This window comes from Acinetobacter colistiniresistens (assembly GCF_024582815.1).
GTDB lineage: Bacteria > Pseudomonadota > Gammaproteobacteria > Pseudomonadales > Moraxellaceae > Acinetobacter.
Map to the genome: position 1 here is coordinate 1,798,465 of NZ_CP102099.1, position 18,283 is coordinate 1,816,747.

13 protein-coding genes are annotated in these 18,283 nt (G+C 42.2%); 9 read left to right on the plus strand and 4 right to left on the minus strand.

All coding sequences use genetic code 11. The features are described 5' to 3' along the window. Positions 1-31 precede the first annotated feature (31 nt). The 3 genes from NQU59_RS08560 to NQU59_RS08570 all read left to right on the plus strand — a co-directional run bounded on the left by NQU59_RS08560 (position 32) and on the right by NQU59_RS08570 (position 5,260). Positions 32-2,278: a fatty acid desaturase gene (locus NQU59_RS08560; protein ID WP_257065913.1), complete on the plus strand. Its 2,247-nt coding sequence runs from the start codon at positions 32-34 to the stop codon at positions 2,276-2,278. 42 nt (positions 2,279-2,320) lie between these two features. Next, a complete protein-coding gene (locus NQU59_RS08565; RefSeq protein WP_257065915.1) occupies positions 2,321-3,331 on the plus strand; it encodes a carbon-nitrogen hydrolase family protein in 1,011 nt (336 codons plus the stop codon). A gap of 93 nt (positions 3,332-3,424) precedes the next feature. Beyond that, positions 3,425-5,260 carry a long-chain-acyl-CoA synthetase gene (locus NQU59_RS08570; RefSeq protein ID WP_257065916.1) on the plus strand — a complete coding sequence of 612 codons (1,836 nt, stop codon included), beginning with the start codon at positions 3,425-3,427 and terminating at the stop codon, positions 5,258-5,260. A gap of 124 nt (positions 5,261-5,384) precedes the next feature. On the opposite strand, the gene NQU59_RS08575 is transcribed toward NQU59_RS08570, so the two are convergent. Continuing rightward, positions 5,385-6,086, minus strand: coding sequence for an SIMPL domain-containing protein (locus tag NQU59_RS08575; protein WP_005243350.1), 702 nt, complete (start codon positions 6,084-6,086; stop codon positions 5,385-5,387). Between the two features lie 464 nt (positions 6,087-6,550). Here NQU59_RS08575 and NQU59_RS08580 point away from each other — a divergent pair, with 464 nt between their 5' ends. Both NQU59_RS08580 and NQU59_RS08585 read left to right on the plus strand, forming a co-directional pair. After that, positions 6,551-7,921: a diaminobutyrate--2-oxoglutarate transaminase gene (locus tag NQU59_RS08580; RefSeq protein ID WP_004652118.1), complete on the plus strand. Its 1,371-nt coding sequence runs from the start codon at positions 6,551-6,553 to the stop codon at positions 7,919-7,921. 3 nt (positions 7,922-7,924) lie between these two features. Beyond that, the gene (locus NQU59_RS08585; protein WP_005243348.1) at positions 7,925-9,457 is read left to right on the plus strand and encodes a pyridoxal phosphate-dependent decarboxylase family protein; all 1,533 of its coding nucleotides are present in this window, start codon (positions 7,925-7,927) and stop codon (positions 9,455-9,457) included. An 88-nt stretch (positions 9,458-9,545) separates the two neighbouring features. Here NQU59_RS08585 and NQU59_RS08590 read toward each other — a convergent pair whose 3' ends face one another. After that, complete coding sequence (locus tag NQU59_RS08590; protein WP_005243347.1) at positions 9,546-10,601, minus strand: aromatic ring-hydroxylating oxygenase subunit alpha; 1,056 nt, start codon at positions 10,599-10,601, stop codon at positions 9,546-9,548. Positions 10,602-11,026: 425 nt separating this feature from the next. Here NQU59_RS08590 and NQU59_RS08595 point away from each other — a divergent pair, with 425 nt between their 5' ends. Further along, a complete protein-coding gene (locus NQU59_RS08595; RefSeq protein ID WP_005243346.1) occupies positions 11,027-12,457 on the plus strand; it encodes an aldehyde dehydrogenase family protein in 1,431 nt (476 codons plus the stop codon). Positions 12,458-12,518: 61 nt separating this feature from the next. Here the strand turns inward: NQU59_RS08595 and NQU59_RS08600 are convergent, their stop codons facing one another. Then, positions 12,519-13,004, minus strand: coding sequence for an Lrp/AsnC family transcriptional regulator (locus NQU59_RS08600; RefSeq protein ID WP_005243345.1), 486 nt, complete (start codon positions 13,002-13,004; stop codon positions 12,519-12,521). A 135-nt stretch (positions 13,005-13,139) separates the two neighbouring features. On the opposite strand from NQU59_RS08600, the gene NQU59_RS08605 reads away from it, so the two are divergent. Both NQU59_RS08605 and NQU59_RS08610 read left to right on the plus strand, forming a co-directional pair. Next, positions 13,140-14,861 (plus strand): alpha-keto acid decarboxylase family protein, encoded by a 1,722-nt coding sequence (locus tag NQU59_RS08605; protein WP_257065926.1) that lies wholly within the window; start codon positions 13,140-13,142, stop codon positions 14,859-14,861. A 138-nt stretch (positions 14,862-14,999) separates the two neighbouring features. Continuing rightward, a complete protein-coding gene (locus tag NQU59_RS08610) occupies positions 15,000-16,382 on the plus strand; it encodes an amino acid permease (RefSeq protein ID WP_005243343.1) in 1,383 nt (460 codons plus the stop codon). Positions 16,383-16,435: 53 nt separating this feature from the next. Here NQU59_RS08610 and NQU59_RS08615 read toward each other — a convergent pair whose 3' ends face one another. Continuing rightward, positions 16,436-16,885, minus strand: a complete 450-nt coding sequence (locus tag NQU59_RS08615) for an SRPBCC domain-containing protein (protein ID WP_257065928.1) — start codon at positions 16,883-16,885, stop codon at positions 16,436-16,438. A 356-nt stretch (positions 16,886-17,241) separates the two neighbouring features. Between NQU59_RS08615 and NQU59_RS08620 the strand changes: the two genes are divergently transcribed. Then, positions 17,242-18,273, plus strand: coding sequence for a substrate-binding domain-containing protein (locus NQU59_RS08620; RefSeq protein ID WP_005243341.1), 1,032 nt, complete (start codon positions 17,242-17,244; stop codon positions 18,271-18,273). The last annotated feature ends 10 nt before the right edge of the window (positions 18,274-18,283 follow it).

The following is an 18,283-nucleotide window of genomic DNA, read 5'->3' on the forward strand; positions in this document are numbered from 1 at the left end:
CATGTTGTTAAGTTAGATTGGAAGGTTGCAGATGTTGGTCGCACACAACGATGACTCTAGTAAAAATCAAAGTTTAGTCCTTGAGTTAAAGGCTTTATATGATACAACGAAAGCAAAAGTTGGCGATGAAGATTTAGCTCATATCAGAAATGTTGCCGCGTATTCAAAAGCGATTAAAGCGCGTAGTGATAAGCTGATACAACAAGGTGGAAAACCCAATGCTGTAATGCGTGGCTCTGTGTTGGGTGCGTTGCATATCTTGCTGGAATTTTCTGAACTGGGTCATAACATTATGCATGGTAGTTATGACCATTTGCCAAATTGTGGTGAATTCCATTCTGAACGTTGGGTATGGGGGATTGTTGCAGATCCGCATGAATGGCGTGTGATGCACCATCAAAATCATCATCCTTTTACTAATATTGTTGGTAAAGACCATGATATAGGCTATTCATTTTTGCGTTTAAAACCTGGTCAGAGTTGGTATGGGCATAATATTATTCAATTTCCATTACTCTGGTCGATAGCTTTAACACCAAGTTATTATTTTACCTTTGTCACGGGGACATCGGCAGCGCGTACAGAAGGGCGTCGTGTATTAAGTAAAGAGACTTTAGCCCAATCATTTAAACTTATTAAGCAACATGCTTTAAAAAATTTTATAAAAGAACCGCTTTCTGTTTCCCCTAAGCGAGTGTTGCCGACCTTTGCAGGGAATTATGCTAGTACGGTACTGGGCTATTTTCTTACTACAGCAGTTTTATTGCTGGAACATCATGCCCCAAATGTCGAATTATTTAGTGACCCTGGCGATGATGAGTCGGAAGAGGAGTATTTTCGTCGTCAAATTTTAGCAACCAGTAATTTTACGCCGTATGCCGACCTGGATCATTATTTTAAAAAACTGCTTGCGGAAGAAGTGAGGTTTGATAATCCACCGCCCTTTGAGGTATTTTATGGTGGCTTAAATACGCATCTGGAGCACCATTTATTCCCCGATTTACCCTGTAATCGCCAACGTGAAATTCAACCGCGGGTTAAACAGCTTTGTTTAAAATATGGGCTGCCCTATAACGTGACACCGTTTGAAACGGTTGTTCCTTATATGATTAAAAATATTTTTAAACTCACTTTGCCAACTGGTGAGCTTGAACAAGGGAAACCGACAAAAATTCTAAAAAAACCGATGGAACTGCTGCGTCGCATTGCTTATGGCACTCGCTATAAACAACCCGACATCATGACCTATTTACAAAAACCATTGTTTTATAATGTGCCAGTTAAAGTGGTAGCGGTCTATCCACAGGCTGAGGGACAGGCCTTGAAAGTGCATCTGGAAAAGCCTTTGGGTTGGGAGGAAGTGACATGGGAAGCCGGCGCATTTATTTCAGTCCGTGTCGAGGTCGATGGTCAATCGCTTGTTCGCCAATATAGCTTATTAAAAGACAGTATTGATGCTGGGAATAGCCTGGAAATTACCGTTAAACGCGTTGCGGATGGTCGGGTTTCAAACTATATCAATGGCCACATCAAGACCAATTCGACAATGATTGTCGTCGGTACACCGCAATCATCACCCGATTTTATTATGAAAGAAGTGCCACAACAATCATTGTTTTTAGCGGGTGGTGTGGGCATTACCCCGATCATCAGTATGTTGCGTAAAGCACATCGCGAGGCGCCGGATAGTCGGGGGACATTGTTGTACTTCAACCGCAATGAAAGCTCAATTATTTTTGAACATGAACTACGTGAAATTGCTGATGCATCAGGGTTTGACGTACAGTTTATCTGTGATGCGCTCAATTCGGAAGATGCACATAGGGGACAGATGCAGCAGGCTAAATTAAGCCCTGAACTGCTCTCAACACTGGTGCCAGATATCACGCAACGTGAAGTCTATGTTTGTGCCCCGCCAGGATTCATCGCCGCGTCAAAATCCATGCTATTAGACTTGGGTTTGCCTGAAACACAGTTTCATACTGAAAGTTTTACCGCACCGAGTGTAGAGCACCCGACCGATGGCAAAGACCATGTCATTCAGTTTGCGCGAAGTGATGTAGAGATTATTGTCGATGGCGGTACAACTTTACTAGAAGCAGCTCGGCAAGCTGGGGTTCACATTGCCTCAGGCTGTGAAAGAGGACTGTGTCGTGCGTGTGTATGTAACAAACTTGAAGGCTTGACCCACCTCGATGAGCATAAGGCTAGCCCTGATACACGTATTACTACCTGTAACAGCCTGCCACGCTCTGACAGACTGGTTTTGGATGTGTAAGTGTAAGCACATTATGGATAATCGCTTAGATGAGAAAAATGCATGACGAAAATTGCAGTAATTCAGCCATCTTTATTGCTGGGTGAGGTTGATGCGAATCTGAAACGAGTTGAGGCTTTAATTCGCGACGCCAATCGTGAACATGCACCCGAGATTATCGTTGTTCCTGAGGCTTTTACTTCACCTAATGTTTATTCGCCTATCTTGCGAACCACGCCACAGCCAATTGATGGCCGCCCATTTCAATTGATGAGAAATTTGGCAAGAGAACTAGGTGTAGTTCTGGCTGGTGGTTTCCTCTCGATTCGGGGGAAGCATACGTATGGCACTTATCTGTTAGCTGAACCCAATGGGGTCGTGCATCTGCATGACAAGGATATTCCTACGGCCTGGGAGCAAAACTTTTATATTGGTGGCAAAGATAATGGTGTCGTGGAATGCCAAAGCTTAGGTTGCAAAGTTGGCCTTATGTCTGGTTGGGAGTGGGCCCGTATGGGGACAGCTGCCCGTGTGCGCAATGAAAAGGTACAACTGGTGCTTGGTGGTATGTTTTGGTGGTCAATGCCCTTGAATTGGTACGGCCCGCTAGGCCGCCTCTTGAGAGCGGAACATGCGTTGTATCGCGAGCAACAACGTCAATTACCAGGACAAGTGGCTAGGTTGACTGGCGTACCCGTGGCGCATGCTGCGCATGTGGGAAAAATTCAATGCAATACCCCTTTACTGCCTGTAGTCAACTGGCAAACTGAAATGATTGGTGAGTCTCAGATATGTGATTCTTCAGGGAAAATATTAGTAAGACTTGGTTACGATGATGGCGAAGGCCACGTTGCTGCTGATGTTTCTATCGATATGCCAAAACCTATTGATCCCATTCGTGATCAATATTGGATTTTTAAAATAACGCCATTAAGCCAAATCGGATGGCTTGCAACAAATTTACATGGAACTGTTTCTTACCGATTACGCCATCGACTCGGGAGATTTCCTTGGCAATCGTTGAAGTCACATGATTTGCCAAATTTCATAGATTCAGAACATGGTTGTTTATAACAAATCCCGTCATCAGCATCTATATGCATTTCTTTTGAATGATGTCATTTCAGCAAATGGCATTTTACTATCTGTAGAATATCGAGTTAGAACATGAGCAAGACCAATTACATTTCTCTAAACCGTTTTGCCTATCAGCTGCCGTTTATTGCTAGGAAGCTGCCAAAAATGTTGCAGGGCTTATTGATTACTCAAAATAGCAATGCCAAGTCCAAGACTGGTTTAGGCTGGGCTGTAGAAAAGGCAGCCAAGAAAAACCCTCAAGGTACGGCAGTGCTTTATCAAGATGTAAAACTGAGCTATCAGGAGTTTAATGCTTGGGCTAATCAGATTGCCAACTATTTTAAGGCACAGGGTTTTCGTAAAGGGGATGTCGTTGCTGTTTTAATGGAAAACCGGCCTGAATTATTGGTTTTGGTTGCGGGTTTGGCCAAAATAGGGGGCGTTGCTGCACTGATTAATACTTCACAAAGTGGTCGAGTACTTGAACACAGTATTAATCTGGTTAAGCCAAGAGCAGCAATTGTTGGGCAGGAAATGTATGAAGTACTGGCTCAGTCACAACACAATATTGAATTGACACAGGCTGCAATCTATTGGGTAGCGGATGCGGATACTCGTATTGACGTGGGTTGTGAACCTGAAAATACACAAAACTTGATGCGTTTGATTAGAAATTCTGCAAAACATAACCCTGCTACGACCAATAGTATTTGTGGCAGTGATGGTTTATTTCTGATTTATACTTCGGGGACAACAGGTTTACCAAAGGCTGCGATATTTAATCATGCCCGTTTTATGAAAGCTTATGGTGGTTTCGGATATACCTTGCAACTTGATAAAGACGATATTATTTATGTTACATTGCCGCTTTATCATGCAACGGGGATGGTGGTCTGTTGGGGGGCGGCTTTGGCTGGTTATTCCGGCATTGCGTTACGGCGTAAGTTTTCGGCTTCTGCGTTCTGGAAAGATATTTCTGCGTTTCAGGCAACTGCTTTTGGTTATGTTGGGGAGTTATGCCGATATTTATTGGAGACACCCCCATCAGCATATGATAGTAATCATCGACTGACTAAAATGATTGGTAATGGTTTACGTCCTAATATCTGGATGGAGTTTAAGCAACGTTTTGGTGTGCAACAGGTGATGGAGTTCTATGCCTCATCTGAGGGAAACATTGGTTTTAGCAATGTTTTCAATTTTGATAATACCATGGGCTTTTCACCTATGCCTTATGCTGTGGTGAAATATGATGAGGTGGCTGGCGAACCGCTACGCAATCAACAAGGCCATTTAATTCGTGTTAAACGTAATGAGACAGGTCTGTTGATTGGTAAAATTACTAAAAGACCCCCTTTTGATGGTTACACAGATGCCAGTAAAAGTCAGAGTTCTATGCTTACAGATGTCTTTAAACAGGGTGATTGTTACTTTAATACAGGAGATCTGGTCAAGAATATTGGTTTTCGTCATACGCAATTTGTCGATCGTACCGGGGATACCTTTCGCTGGAAAGGTGAAAATGTCTCAACAACAGAAGTTGAAAATATCATTAGCAGTTTGCCATTTGTGCAAGATGCAGTGGTCTATGGTGTTGAAATCGCGGGGACGAATGGGCGCGCAGGGATGGTCGCAATTACACTCGCAGGCGGATCTGCTATCGACAAGATAAAATTAAGCGTGCTGTTAAACCATTTAAAAGACAATTTGCCGAACTATGCGGTCCCACTTTTTGTTCGTATTCGGCAAAATGTGGAAACGACGGCAACATTTAAATATCAGAAGCATAGTTTAAAACAAGAGGCTTTTAATCCTGAAAAAGTGGGCAATGATAGATTGTTTGTGCTATTGCCCAAAGCTCTCCATTTTTCCCCTATAGATCATGTAATCTATGATGCAATTCATCAGGGTGACTATCGTTTTTAATCAATAAGACTCAACTTTAGAACAACCAATTTATTTTCTAATTGGAAGCGTTGGATAAAAATTAAATATTGCTCACGCAATTTTAGAGGGCGTATACGCTACTACGCCCTCGACCCATATTGACTTATTTAAACTGGATTGAACCATTGGCACTGACCGTGATTTTTGATTCACCTGCAGCCATGTCCTGTGCTGGTGCAGCTTCAGCCATTGCAAACTTGGCCATTCCACCACGCATCATTGGTTGCGGGAAATAATTGCTGGTATTCAAGTTTAAACTCACAAGATTATATTGGCCTTTATTCCATGCTTGGGTAATGGCTTGTGCGCGTTGTTGGAAGTTTTTCGATGCTTCAATCATGAGTTCATTTTCAACTTTTTTACGCTGTTCATCAGAGACAGTGAAGTTAACCGATTGAGTTTGGAAACTCTGTTGCAACTCGCTGATCAACTGACTTGCTGCTTTAAAGTCTTTACTTTCTAGCTGGATTTCAGCACGAGCACGCCACTCTTTCAATTTATTGCTGTCATTGTCGTACACAGGGTAGGTACTTTGTGCACCTGTTTCGACTTTAACTTGTGGATATTTACGGGCAATCGCTTGCGCCTGATTCATCAGTTGGTTGATCTGGCTAGAGAGCTCTGCAGGTTGTTTGTTACTTTTCTCAATAAATAATACGGCACGCATTTCATCATTGGCGACTTGGCGTGAGGCATCCGCCTGGATATTAACGATGTTGTAGTTCAAATTCTCAGTCTCGTGAGCAAAAAGGTTTGGGCTTAATGCTGCCCCGATCATTAATGTAGCAAGTGCTAAAGTACGCATAAAAATGTCCTTAGAATTGGGTATCGAAAAATTATTTTTACTCGTTCGATATTAAAAAGAACTGATGGTGAACTTCAGCATATTTTGTGGTGACTTTGTAAGAGATTAGCAGTGTTTTGCAACCACAAAACAAAACAAAAAATATTATAAATGAAAGGATTATATGTATTGATTTGACCATTTATCTAAAAATGGAAGCAGGATTAAAAAAGCTTACTTTCTTTAGCTTGTCACATAGTATGATGATAATTCATCATAACGATTGGAATGAAACATCTTTTCAATATGTTTAGATGCATGTAAGACAGAAAAAGTGTTTATTTTATTTCAAAATTAGGTATCATCTCGCTCCTAGTTGAAAGATATAAACATGTGTCTGCACTAGATTCTAAAAAGCACCGAGTCAAACGACCGCAAGTCACCAGACTTATTTCTTTTACCCATATCAGAGATGGTAATTCGATATGAGCGTTACTTCCGTAAATCCTGCCGCTAATGCAACTAACGAATATTATCTGACTCGCCAAAGTCAGATGGAATCGAATGTTCGTAGTTATCCACGTAAATTACCGTTAGCGATAGCGAAAGCACAAGGCTGCTGGGTTACTGATGTTGAAGGTACAGAGTACCTTGATTGTTTAGCTGGGGCAGGAACATTGGCTTTGGGCCATAATCATCCTGCGGTGATTCAAAGTATTCAAGACACACTGGCAAGTGGTTTGCCATTGCATACTTTAGACTTAACGACTCCTTTAAAAGATGCGTTTACTGAAGCGCTTTTGGCTTATTTGCCAGGCGGTCAAGAAGAATATTGCCTACAGTTCTGTGGTCCATCTGGTGCAGATGGTACAGAAGCAGCGATTAAATTAGCGAAAACTTATACGGGTCGTAGCACAGTGATTAGTTTCTCTGGTGGCTATCATGGTATGACGCACGGCGCGCTTGCAATGACAGGTAACTTGTCAGCGAAGAATGCGGTGAATGGCTTAATGCCTGGCGTGCAATTTATGCCATACCCACATGAATATCGTTGCCCACTTGGTTTAGGTGGGGAAGCAGGTGTTGACGCTTTAACTTACTTCTTTGAAAACTTCATTGAAGATGTTGAAAGCGGTGTCACCAAGCCTGCAGCTGTGATCCTTGAAGCAATTCAAGGTGAAGGTGGTGTTGTTACTGCGCCAGTAAAATGGTTGCAAAAAATCCGTGAAGTGACTGAAAAGCACAACATCGTTTTAATTTTGGACGAAGTTCAAGCTGGTTTTGCACGTTCAGGTAAAATGTTTGCCTTTGAACATGCAGGAATCGAGCCTGATGTTGTGGTGATGTCTAAAGCGGTAGGTGGTAGCTTACCACTTGCAGTATTGGGTATTAAACGCAAGTTTGATGCTTGGCAGCCTGCAGGTCACACGGGAACTTTCCGTGGTAACCAACTTGCGATGGGTACAGGTTTAGCATCACTTCAAGTGATCAAAGAACAAAACCTTGCTCAAAATGCGCAAGAGCGTGGTGATTTCTTACAAGCCGAGTTCAAGAAACTTGCGCAAGAATTCCCATGTATTGGTAACGTACGTGGTCGTGGTTTGATGATCGGTGTTGAGATCGTTGACGAGCGTAAACCTGCGGACCATATGGGTTCATTACCTGCGGATGCTCAATTGGCTGCTGCGATCCAGACGGCTTGTTTCAACAATAAATTATTGCTTGAAAAAGGTGGTCGTAACGGTACTGTAATTCGTTTACTTTGCCCATTGATTATCAATCAAGAAGAGTGCGTAGAAGCGGTTGCTCGCTTCAAGAAAGCTGTTGCTGAAGCATTGAAAGCAGTACGAGGCTAATTCATGGTTGATTTTGCAGAACATCGTAAAGCGTTACTCTGCAATGATGCTCAATCCATTGCTGACTATCAGTCAGCAATGGGCGAGGCGGTAACGGCCGTTTCAGCATGGTTGCAAAATGATAAAATGTACACGGGTGGCAGCATTAAAGATTTGCGCGAAGCAATTTCTTTTGCTCCTTCAAAACAAGGTTTAGGTGTACAGCAATCATTACAACGTATGGTTGAGCTTTTTCTCAACAAAAGCTTAAAAGTACATCACCCACATTCACTTGCACACTTACACTGCCCAACCATGGTGATGAGCCAGATTGCGGAAGTGTTGATCAATGCAACCAACCAATCAATGGACTCATGGGATCAAAGCCCAGCGGGTTCTTTGATGGAAGTACAACTCATTGATTGGCTTCGTCAAAAAGTGGGTTATGGTGCAGGTCAAGCAGGTGTGTTCACTTCTGGTGGTACACAGTCAAACTTGATGGGTGTATTGCTGGCGCGTGACTGGTGTATCTCGAAAAACTGGAAAGACGAAAATGGCAAGCCATGGTCGGTTCAGCGCGATGGTATCCCAGCAGAAGCGATGAAGAACGTCAAAGTCATCTGTTCTGAAAATGCACATTTCTCTGTGCAAAAGAACATGGCCATGATGGGAATGGGCTTCCAGTCTGTTGTCACTGTTCCTGTGAATGAAAATGCACAGATGGATGTTGATGCACTGGAAAAAACCATGGCACATCTTCAGTCTGAAGGCAAAATCGTAGCCTGTGTTGTTGCAACCGCGGGTACGACAGATGCTGGTGCGATTGATCCACTCAAGACAATCCGTGAAATTACCACTAAATATGGTTCATGGATGCATATCGATGCAGCTTGGGGCGGTGCACTGATTCTTTCAAATGACCATCGTGCAATGTTAGATGGTATTGAATTATCAGACTCAATCACGCTTGATTTCCATAAGCATTATTTCCAAAGCATTAGCTGTGGTGCTTTCTTGTTGAAAGACGAAGCAAACTATCGCTTTATGCATTATGAAGCAGAATATCTAAACTCTGCTTATGATGAAGAACATGGTGTACCTAACCTTGTGTCTAAATCATTACAAACGACACGTCGTTTTGATGCATTGAAATTATGGATGACGGTTGAAGCATTAGGCGAAGAGCTTTATGGTTCCATGATTGATCATGGTGTGAAATTAACACGTGAAGTTGCAGATTATATTAAAGCAACTGCAGGTCTTGAATTGTTGGTTGAACCACAATTCGCTTCAGTCCTGTTCCGTGTGGTACCAGAATCTTATCCTACTGAGTTCATCGATAGCTTAAACCAAAACGTGGCAGATGAATTATTTGCTCGTGGTGAAGCGAATATTGGTGTAACCAAAGTAGGTAATGTTCAATCATTGAAAATGACGACTTTAAGCCCAGTTGCAACGCTTGAAAACGTTCAAAACTTGCTTGCGCTTGTGCTTGCTGAAGCTGATCGTATTAAAGATGCAATTGCTGCGGGAACTTATGTTCCAGCGATTGATTAATTTCAGTCTGGCACATCCATCAAAATAAAAAAGAGGTCCGTTCGGGGCCTCTTTTTTATTGCATTTTAAGATTAAATTTAAGCATGGACTAGGCCGCAAAAATTGGATTGAATCCCATTTTTCTTAGCAGTCGACGATACATACTTGAGCTACGGTCAGCGGGGAAGTGTGCTTCCATCGATAAATCCAGGGGGAGATATTCAGGTTTCTGGGTTTCGACAATCAGGCGATCTTCTTCAAAAATCTGTAAATTGAATGCATAGGCATCCTCAACAGGTAAATCTTTATCATAATTACGGCAGATGGGTGCAAATAGGCGAGTTTGTCGCGCACTTACGGGAGAAGCGGCATTCATGATGACCTGTTTAGTTTGATTTGGGAAATGGATGGTCAGTGTTGCCGTAAAAGGCAGGCTGATTTCAAAATGTCTGAGCCAGTTAAAATTGTCTTGCCCGCGTTGCGCTGTCCCGATCGGATAGCGACCGACACTGCTGACATAATCCGCACTGAATCCATAACTGGTTTCTGTGGTGTGATAGTCTGGCACTTCAACATCGTCAGGGTCGCCAAAAGTATCAGGATGTACCCAAGCAAAATGGGCGACATCAATAAACCCTTCTAACTGGCGACCCGCAAAGCAATTTAAATTGACAAATGGACATACCAGTTGTTGGTAGTCTGAATCTTCCCAGTAGGGCATGTTGGGGATAACCGCTTCCTCATCAGGGCGAGCAGCTAAGCAACACCAGATCAGTCCATACCTTTCAGTGGCGGCATAGGTGGTGAGATGAAAGCGCTCAGAGATTTTATGCTGTGGATGTGCTGGAATGCGATTGCATTTTCCCTCATGCCCAAAGCGTAATCCGTGATAGCGACACACGATGCCCTGACCGTCATTATGGCCTAAGCTGAGGGGCACACCGCGATGCGGACAAATATCTTTTGCAACAATCAGTTCATCTGCCATTTTGTAAATCACCAATGGCATATCCAGCAACATGGCTGCTGTTGGCTGTTCCGAAATATCACGGGCAAGCGCGATGGGGTACCAGTGCTGAGCAAGCAGTTGCCAATCGTGCTCTGAAAACGTCATATGTACGGGCAAATCTATAGGATTAAAGCTTGTGATCACTTTGCTATTCATCTTGTTATCTTCTGGCTTATTTGTATTGAATATAACGAAGCCAGCTGTTCTAAGAAATTTCAATTAATTGAATGAAGTGTCGTAACTTTTAGAACGCAGAAGCTGGGCTGAAATTTTTGATGCAATGCCTGAAACTGGCATTGTAGAAGGAAGAGCATTTGACTTGCTGTTTAGATAGATTCTGTCCAGAGTTAATACGATGCTTTTTTATAATAACTCAGTAGAAAAATGTCGCTGTTATGCACAAAATGTGCATTTTAAATCTCAATCAGAAATAATTATGCATAAACTGTGATGCACAAATTCCATATTGTAGTGATAGATGCTCAATATTTTGATGGATAGATGTCATCCATTTTGTACTTGCAACCGCGTAGGTTAGATAAGGCAAAAATCATGATTACAATGAATAGAAGGAACAAGGTATGCAACACTTGAATATGCAAAACCCATTTAAACTCATTATTAACGGTCAATCTTGTCTGGGTGAAGCAGGCGAACTTGAGATTATCAATCCTGCGACAGGTGCAGTTGCAGCACAATGTGCACAAGCTTCGATTGCGCAAGTGAATCAGAGCATCGATGCAGCAAAACAAGCATTTAAATCTTGGCAACACAGTTCCCATCAGGAACGTAAAACCATACTGAATAAGATTGCGGATGGGATTGAGCAACATGCTGAAACTTTGGCTGAACTGATTGTACTCGAGCAGGGCAAACCATTGGCGTTGGCTCAAATGGAAGTACAGGGTGCAATTGGCTGGACACGTTATACCGCAAGTCTAGAGCTGCCAGTTGATGTTATTGAAGACAGCGAACAGAAGCGAATTGAACGCCATTATCAGCCCTTGGGTGTGGTGGCTTCAATCACGCCGTGGAACTGGCCGCTGATGATTGCGGTATGGCATATTATGCCTGCTTTGCGTGCGGGTAATGTGGTGATTAATAAGCCGTCTGAATTTACCCCATTAGCGACTTTGAAACTGTGCGAAATCATCCAGCAAGAAGTGCCCGCGGGCGTGATTTCAATCGTGGTAGGTAAAGGTGATATTGGTGAGGCTTTGTCGAGCCATCCTGATGTCCAGAAAGTTGTTTTTACAGGTTCGACCAAGACGGGTCAGCACATTATGTCTGGAGCCGTAAAAACCTTAAAGCACCTGACCTTAGAACTGGGTGGCAACGATGCAGGAATTGTTTTACCTGATGCCGATCTTGACCAAATTGCCAATCGAATTTTTAACGTCGCATTCTTAAATGCTGGACAAACCTGCGCAGCCTTAAAACGTTTATATGTACATGAAAGCCAATATGAGGCTTTGGCACAAAAACTGGCTGATATTGCCAATGCGCAGGTTGTCGGTGATGGCATGGCATCTGAAACGACCTTCGGGCCAGTGCAAAACCAGTTGCAATACCAGAAAGTCAAAGCCTTGATCACTGATGCGATTGTACAGGGAGCGAATGCTTTATCGGGTGATCAAGCATTACCTGAACAGGGCTATTTTATTGCACCGACTATTCTCACAGGACTGGATGAAACATGCCGCGTCGTACAAGAAGAGCAGTTTGGCCCAGTGTTGCCGATTCTAAAATATACCAGCATTGATGATGCGATCGCACGCGCGAATGCCAGTGAATTCGGGTTGGGCGGTTCAATTTGGTCTTCTAATCTAGATGCTGCAGAGTTTTATGCTTCACAATTACAGTGCGGCACAGTCTGGATCAATACCCATGCTGAAATTGTACCTCATGCACCTTTTGGTGGTTGGAAAATGTCTGGTGTCGGTGCCGAATTTGGTATAGAAGGCTTGTTGGAGAATACCGTTGGGCAAACACGACACATCAATAAACTTTAACTGAGCTTATTTTTAAGGCGGATGTGATATCCGCCTTTTTTATTTTGTTCAATCACTTGGTTTAAGTGGCTGGATGATAGTTATGATTTTTGGATTTGCTAAGGAAGTGATTCTGTTCTTTTATTTTTTTTAACACAATGTAAGATTTTATATGCCCGATAAAGCCATAAGACAATAACCGTTCCGTGACGAACTGGGACAATTGTTCCAGATTTTCTGCAACGACTTTTAAGATAAAATCGGCATCGCCACTGATTGAAAAAGCATCTTGAATATGGTCTTCTGCTTCGATTAAATCCTGAAAAGCTTGTTGTGATTTTGCTTCGTGGATCCTTAAATTAATATGAATCATAGCCGTCACCTCAAAGCCTAAGGCTTGTTGATGAATGCGTGCTGCATAGCCCAAAATCACGCCTTTTTGTTCAAGCAGTTGTCTTCTTCTAGAGCATTGTGAAGCAGATAAACCGATTAAATCTCCAACTTCCTGATTGGTGAGCCGTCCATTCTTTTGTAGGGCCTGAATGATTTGCCAGTCGAACTTATCCATTGCATAAAATCCTTTTATGATACACAAATATTGTATTTTTATTAAAATGCGTTTTTATTATGCACGAAATTTAACAGGTAGATGAAATATTATTTTTCTATGGAATAAAAAATTGACTTGAAAGGATATAGAGCAATGTTCATAGAAATCGGTGATTTTTTAAATCTTCGTCTCAAACAAATGGGTATCCAGCATCTGTTTGGCGTACCTGGTGATTTTAACCTTTCTTATCTCGAACAAGTTGAGGCCGATGCCGAACTTGAATTTATCGGTAACTGTAATGAATTAAATGCGGCTTATGCCGCTGACGGATATGCACGAATCAATGGTTGTGCTGCTTTAACCACGACCTATGGGGTCGGTGATTTAAGTGCGATGAATGGTATTGCAGGCGCTTATGCTGAGAATGTGCCTGTGGTACATATTTCAGGGACTCCACCTCTGCATGTCGTTCAAAAGGGGACCTTAGTCCATCACACCCTGATCGATGGTAACTATGACAACATCATGAACTGCATGAAAGAGTTTACCGTTGCCCAAACGCGCCTGACACCAGCCAATGCCATCTCTGAAATTGACCGTGTGTTACGTCAATGTTTTCTTGAACGTCGACCTGTACATATCCAGTTGGCATCAGATATCACGCACGTCAAAATTGAGCTTACAGAACGTTCACTCGATTTATCTTATCCAACGGTTGAGCCAGAGTTGTTGCACAGTGCAGTGAGCAAACTGTGCGAAGTGATTGCACAAGCCAAACGTCCAGCGCTACTGATTGATAATGAAGCTTCGGTTTTTGGGGTGACTTCGTTGCTTAGTGATTTATCACAAAAATGTGCGATCCCTTTTGCCAGTATGCTGACCGCTAAGAATATTATGGATGAAGGTTCAGCACGTTATGTAGGCACTTATGTCGGTGGGGCAAGTCAGCCGCATGTACGTCATACCATTGAGCAATCCGACTGTCTGATTGGTGTCGGTGTCCGTTTCAGCGATGTCGGAACAGGAGTATTTACCCATCAAATCGCCCCTGAAAACTATATTGAAATCAGACCTTATAGTTTGACGATTTTCGGGCAGGATTTTCCAGGCATTGAAATCGGACAACTGCTGGTGGAACTGAATAAAAAAGTTGCTCCACGGAAGTTAGCTCAGCCGATGTTGGAGAAGCAAGTACAACAGACCCTAGATGTGCCAGAACAGCAAAAACTCAGTCAAGACATCCTTTGGCACTATGTTGAACGTTTTCTAAAAGAAGATGATGTGATTATTGGTGAGGTGGGGACATCTAACTCTGCCTTGTCTGGGCTAAAGTTACCTGCAACGGCAAAATATATTGCTCAACCACTTTGGGGCTCTATCGGTTATACCTTGCCTGCTTTGTTGGGTAGCTTGCTCGCGGCACCTGAACGCCGTCAAATTCTATTTATGGGGGATGGCTCATTTCAGCTCACTGTGCAGGAGCTTTCGACCATTATTCGTCATGGATTAAAGCCGATTATCTTCTTACTCAATAATGGAGGTTATACCATTGAGCGTTTAATCATGGGGGAAAATGCAGCTTATAACGATATTCAAGACTGGAATTATACTGAGATTCCTCGGGTGTTTAACGGCAGTCAAGACTATAAAAGTTGTGTCGTAGAAACCGTAGGGCAGTTAAAGCAGGTCTTGGACAATATGCATCAGTTTGACGGAATGAGCTTTATTGAACTCAAACTACCTGCCATGGATGCCCCATCCAGCTTGAAAAAATTTGCGTCGGTGATTGCGCGTTTTGATTATGGTGATCGCGGTTATGAAATATTAAAGCAACGCGCCCAAGCATTGCCGTGTAAAAAAGCGATTTCCTTCTGATCTGAAGGAAAGTGAAAAATCTTCAAATTTATAAATTCATAAGAGAGCGCATCTGATTCGAAGTTCGATGTTGAGCTTCGGATTCAGCGCTGCATAAAAAGGTGTACAGGATGTGACACACACATTGGAGATAAATTGATGGATGCAAATCATACACATGAGTTAAAACAAGGACTGTCCAATCGACATATTCAACTGATTGCGCTCGGCGGTGCGATTGGGACGGGGCTGTTCCTAGGTCTTTCCCAAACCATCAAACTGGCAGGACCGTCTATTTTATTAGGTTATGCGATTGCAGGCGTGATTGCGTTTTTAATTATGCGCCATTTAGGCGAAATGGTGGTGGAAGAGCCTGTCAGTGGTTCCTTTAGTTATTTTGCCAACAAGTACTGGGGCAGAATGGCTGGTTTTATGTCAGGCTGGAATTATTGGGTGCTGTATGTATTGGTCAGTATGGCAGAGTTGAGTGCGATTGGTACCTTTATTCAGTTTTGGTGGCCAGATGTGCCCACATGGCTGACTGCCTTGATTTTCTTTATCTTGATTAACGGAATTAATCTGGTGAACGTTAGATTCTTTGGTGAGTCTGAGTTTCTGTTTTCCTGTATCAAGATTGTTGCGATTTTAAGTATGATTGGCTTTGGTGCTTATCTATTGCTTTCCGGCTCGGCTGGTCCTCAAGCTGGTATTGCCAATTTATGGCAGCATGGTGGCTTTTTCCCACATGGTACGCATGGCTTTATTATGGCACTGGCGGTGATCATGTTTGCTTTTGGTGGACTTGAGCTGATTGGGATTGCAGCAGCAGAAACCAAAAAACCTGAAACCACTATTCCGAAAGCAGTCAATCAGATCGTGTACCGCATTTTAATCTTTTATATCGGTGCAATCGGGATTCTCTTATGCCTTTATCCGTGGAATATGGTAGCGGAAGGGGGTAGCCCATTTGTGTTGATCTTCCAGTCGCTGAACAGTAATGGTGTTGCCAATGTGCTGAATTTTGTGGTGCTGATTGCGGCAGTGTCTGTGTATAACAGCTGTATTTATTGTAATAGTCGTATGCTGCACGGTTTGGCAGAGCAGGGGAATGCGCCTGCCATACTGAAAAAAGTCAATGCGCGTGGTATTCCAGTGCCTGCGGCTCTAGTTTCTGCTTCGATTACAGCGATCTGTGTGGTTGTGAACTATCTTATTCCAGGTCAAGCATTCCAGTTATTTATGATGTTGGTGGTTGCAGCACTGGTGATCAACTGGTTAATGATTTCTGTCACGCATTTAAAATTTAGCAAGGCCATGCGACTCAAGCAGCATCAAACCAAGTTTAAAAGCATCTTGAGCCCATGGAGTAATTATCTCACCATTGGCTTTGTCTGTTTCATTCTGATTATTATGGCCATGACACCTGATATGCGCTTGGCTGTGATTCTTGGTCCGATCTGGCTCGCGATTCTGGCAGCGATGTATTTCTTTAAATACCGTAAAAAAATAGTCGTTTTACCTGAAGTGCAATCCAATTTATAAATCATAAAAGGCACAGTTATGTGCCTTTTTTATTGCATCGATGTTGTATCGATCTAGAAGGGTGGAAACTTGTCCTGAACTAGATTGAGTTGAATCCCATGTTCTAAATAGGCTTTCAAGCTATCTACGACAGTAGTGAAGCCACCAGTATTATCAATAATAAAGGCAATCAGCTCATCACCTTGTAAGGGGATATTATAATTTTGAATTCTGAGATAGGTTTGATCGTCATTGATCGCTTCAAAGATAAAGTCTACGGTACTGCTCGGTTCACCCCACTGAATCTGAATCAATTCATTGCTAATGATTTTTGTCACCTTTACGTTTGTCGAAACTTGATATTTTTCCCAAGTCCATTCAACAGTTTTTCCTTGTTCAAGTGGCGCTGTTGCTGAACTAAACCAAAATTTTGACGTGATTTCAGGGGCAATAAAGGCTGTAAAAACTTCGGTGCTGGGTTTACGAATCAGCATTTGTGTTTCAATTGTGACAGGATTTAGCATTGTAGCTGTCCTTTTTTATAGAGAATTGTCATAAAACATATATAAACTAGTCACAGTTATTAAGGTGCTTTCTGTGAAGAAAGATATATGTTAAGTTTTATATTTATCAATAAAATCAATTATTAATCATCTGTTTTAAATGACTCTAAAACATCTTTACTGCAAAAGTGGAGTGAAAAACAAGCATTTGTGACGAATAACTTGCCAAAAGCTAATTGTGAAAAATGGCCATCACAAAAGCGTCATAAAGTTGTCACTTAATTGTCATATTATCTGCTCAAAATGCAGTTAACCAAAGTACAACACTTAACTTGAAAAGAGTTGTAAACCAAATTGCATAAATGAGAGAAAATAGAATGCGCTTAAATCCACGTCACATCGCAATTGCATTAGCTGTATCAGGGGCAACTGTTGTAACGACTGCAAATGCAGCTCGTGAAACGATTCAAATTGCTGGTTCATCTACTGTATTACCTTTTGCAAGTATTGTTGCTGAAGAGTTTGGCAATACTTTCCCTCAGTTTAAAGCACCTGTTGTTGGCTCAGGCGGTACAGGTGGTGGTTTGAAACAATTCTGTCAAGGTGTGGGCGATAACACCATCGACATCGCAAATGCTTCGCGTAAAATTAAAGATACAGAGCTTGATGCGTGTAAAAAATCTGGCGTAAACCAAGTACAAGAAATCAAAGTAGGTTACGACGGGATTGTATTCGCTTCAAATGTAAAAAAAGCGGCATATAAACTAAAACCTGTTCATGTATTCACTGCATTGGCAGCACAATTACCTTCAAATGGTAAATTAGTTCCAAACCCATATACCACTTGGAACCAAATCGACAAATCACTACCAAATGAACCAATTACTTTGGTTATTCCTGCATCAAACCATGGTACTCGTGAAGTATTCCAAGAAAAAATGATCGATGCGGGTTGTGAATCATTTGATTACTTTAAAAACCTGGATAAAGAAGAGCAAAAGAAAGCATGCTCTAACTTCCGTAAAGACGGTCGTGTGATTGAAATTTCAGGTGACTATACTGAAACACTTGCTCGCTTAAAAACTTCTCCAAGTGCGGTGGGCGTGTTTGGTTTAGGTTTCTATGATTCAAACCGTGATAAGTTACGTGTAGCAACAGTGAACGGTGTAACACCGTCTGAGAAAACTGTACTGGATGGTAGCTATCTCGTTTCTCGCCCATTATTCTTCTATGTAAAAGGCGAACATTTGAAATCGATCAAGGGCTTATCTCAATATGCAGAATTCTTCTTGAACAAGAAAATTTCTGGTAAAGGATCTAAGTTAGAAAAAGCGGGCTTGATTCCTTTAAGCGACAAAGAGCGTGCCAAAATCCTTGCTGATTTCAAAGCGGGTAAATCAGTTAAGTAATATTGTTAAA

What these genes read in the sequence shown, in the direction of transcription:
- NQU59_RS08560 (WP_257065913.1), top strand. Translation starts at nt 32, where the DNA reads ATGTTGGTCGCACACAACGATGACTCTAGTAAAAATCAAAGTTTAGTC.
- NQU59_RS08565 (WP_257065915.1), top strand. Translation starts at nt 2,321, where the DNA reads ATGACGAAAATTGCAGTAATTCAGCCATCTTTATTGCTGGGTGAGGTT.
- NQU59_RS08570 (WP_257065916.1), top strand. Translation starts at nt 3,425, where the DNA reads ATGAGCAAGACCAATTACATTTCTCTAAACCGTTTTGCCTATCAGCTG.
- NQU59_RS08575 (WP_005243350.1), bottom strand. Translation starts at nt 6,086, where the DNA reads ATGCGTACTTTAGCACTTGCTACATTAATGATCGGGGCAGCATTAAGC.
- NQU59_RS08580 (WP_004652118.1), top strand. Translation starts at nt 6,551, where the DNA reads ATGAGCGTTACTTCCGTAAATCCTGCCGCTAATGCAACTAACGAATAT.
- NQU59_RS08585 (WP_005243348.1), top strand. Translation starts at nt 7,925, where the DNA reads ATGGTTGATTTTGCAGAACATCGTAAAGCGTTACTCTGCAATGATGCT.
- NQU59_RS08590 (WP_005243347.1), bottom strand. Translation starts at nt 10,601, where the DNA reads ATGAATAGCAAAGTGATCACAAGCTTTAATCCTATAGATTTGCCCGTA.
- NQU59_RS08595 (WP_005243346.1), top strand. Translation starts at nt 11,027, where the DNA reads ATGCAACACTTGAATATGCAAAACCCATTTAAACTCATTATTAACGGT.
- NQU59_RS08600 (WP_005243345.1), bottom strand. Translation starts at nt 13,004, where the DNA reads ATGGATAAGTTCGACTGGCAAATCATTCAGGCCCTACAAAAGAATGGA.
- NQU59_RS08605 (WP_257065926.1), top strand. Translation starts at nt 13,140, where the DNA reads ATGTTCATAGAAATCGGTGATTTTTTAAATCTTCGTCTCAAACAAATG.
- NQU59_RS08610 (WP_005243343.1), top strand. Translation starts at nt 15,000, where the DNA reads ATGGATGCAAATCATACACATGAGTTAAAACAAGGACTGTCCAATCGA.
- NQU59_RS08615 (WP_257065928.1), bottom strand. Translation starts at nt 16,885, where the DNA reads ATGCTAAATCCTGTCACAATTGAAACACAAATGCTGATTCGTAAACCC.
- NQU59_RS08620 (WP_005243341.1), top strand. Translation starts at nt 17,242, where the DNA reads ATGCGCTTAAATCCACGTCACATCGCAATTGCATTAGCTGTATCAGGG.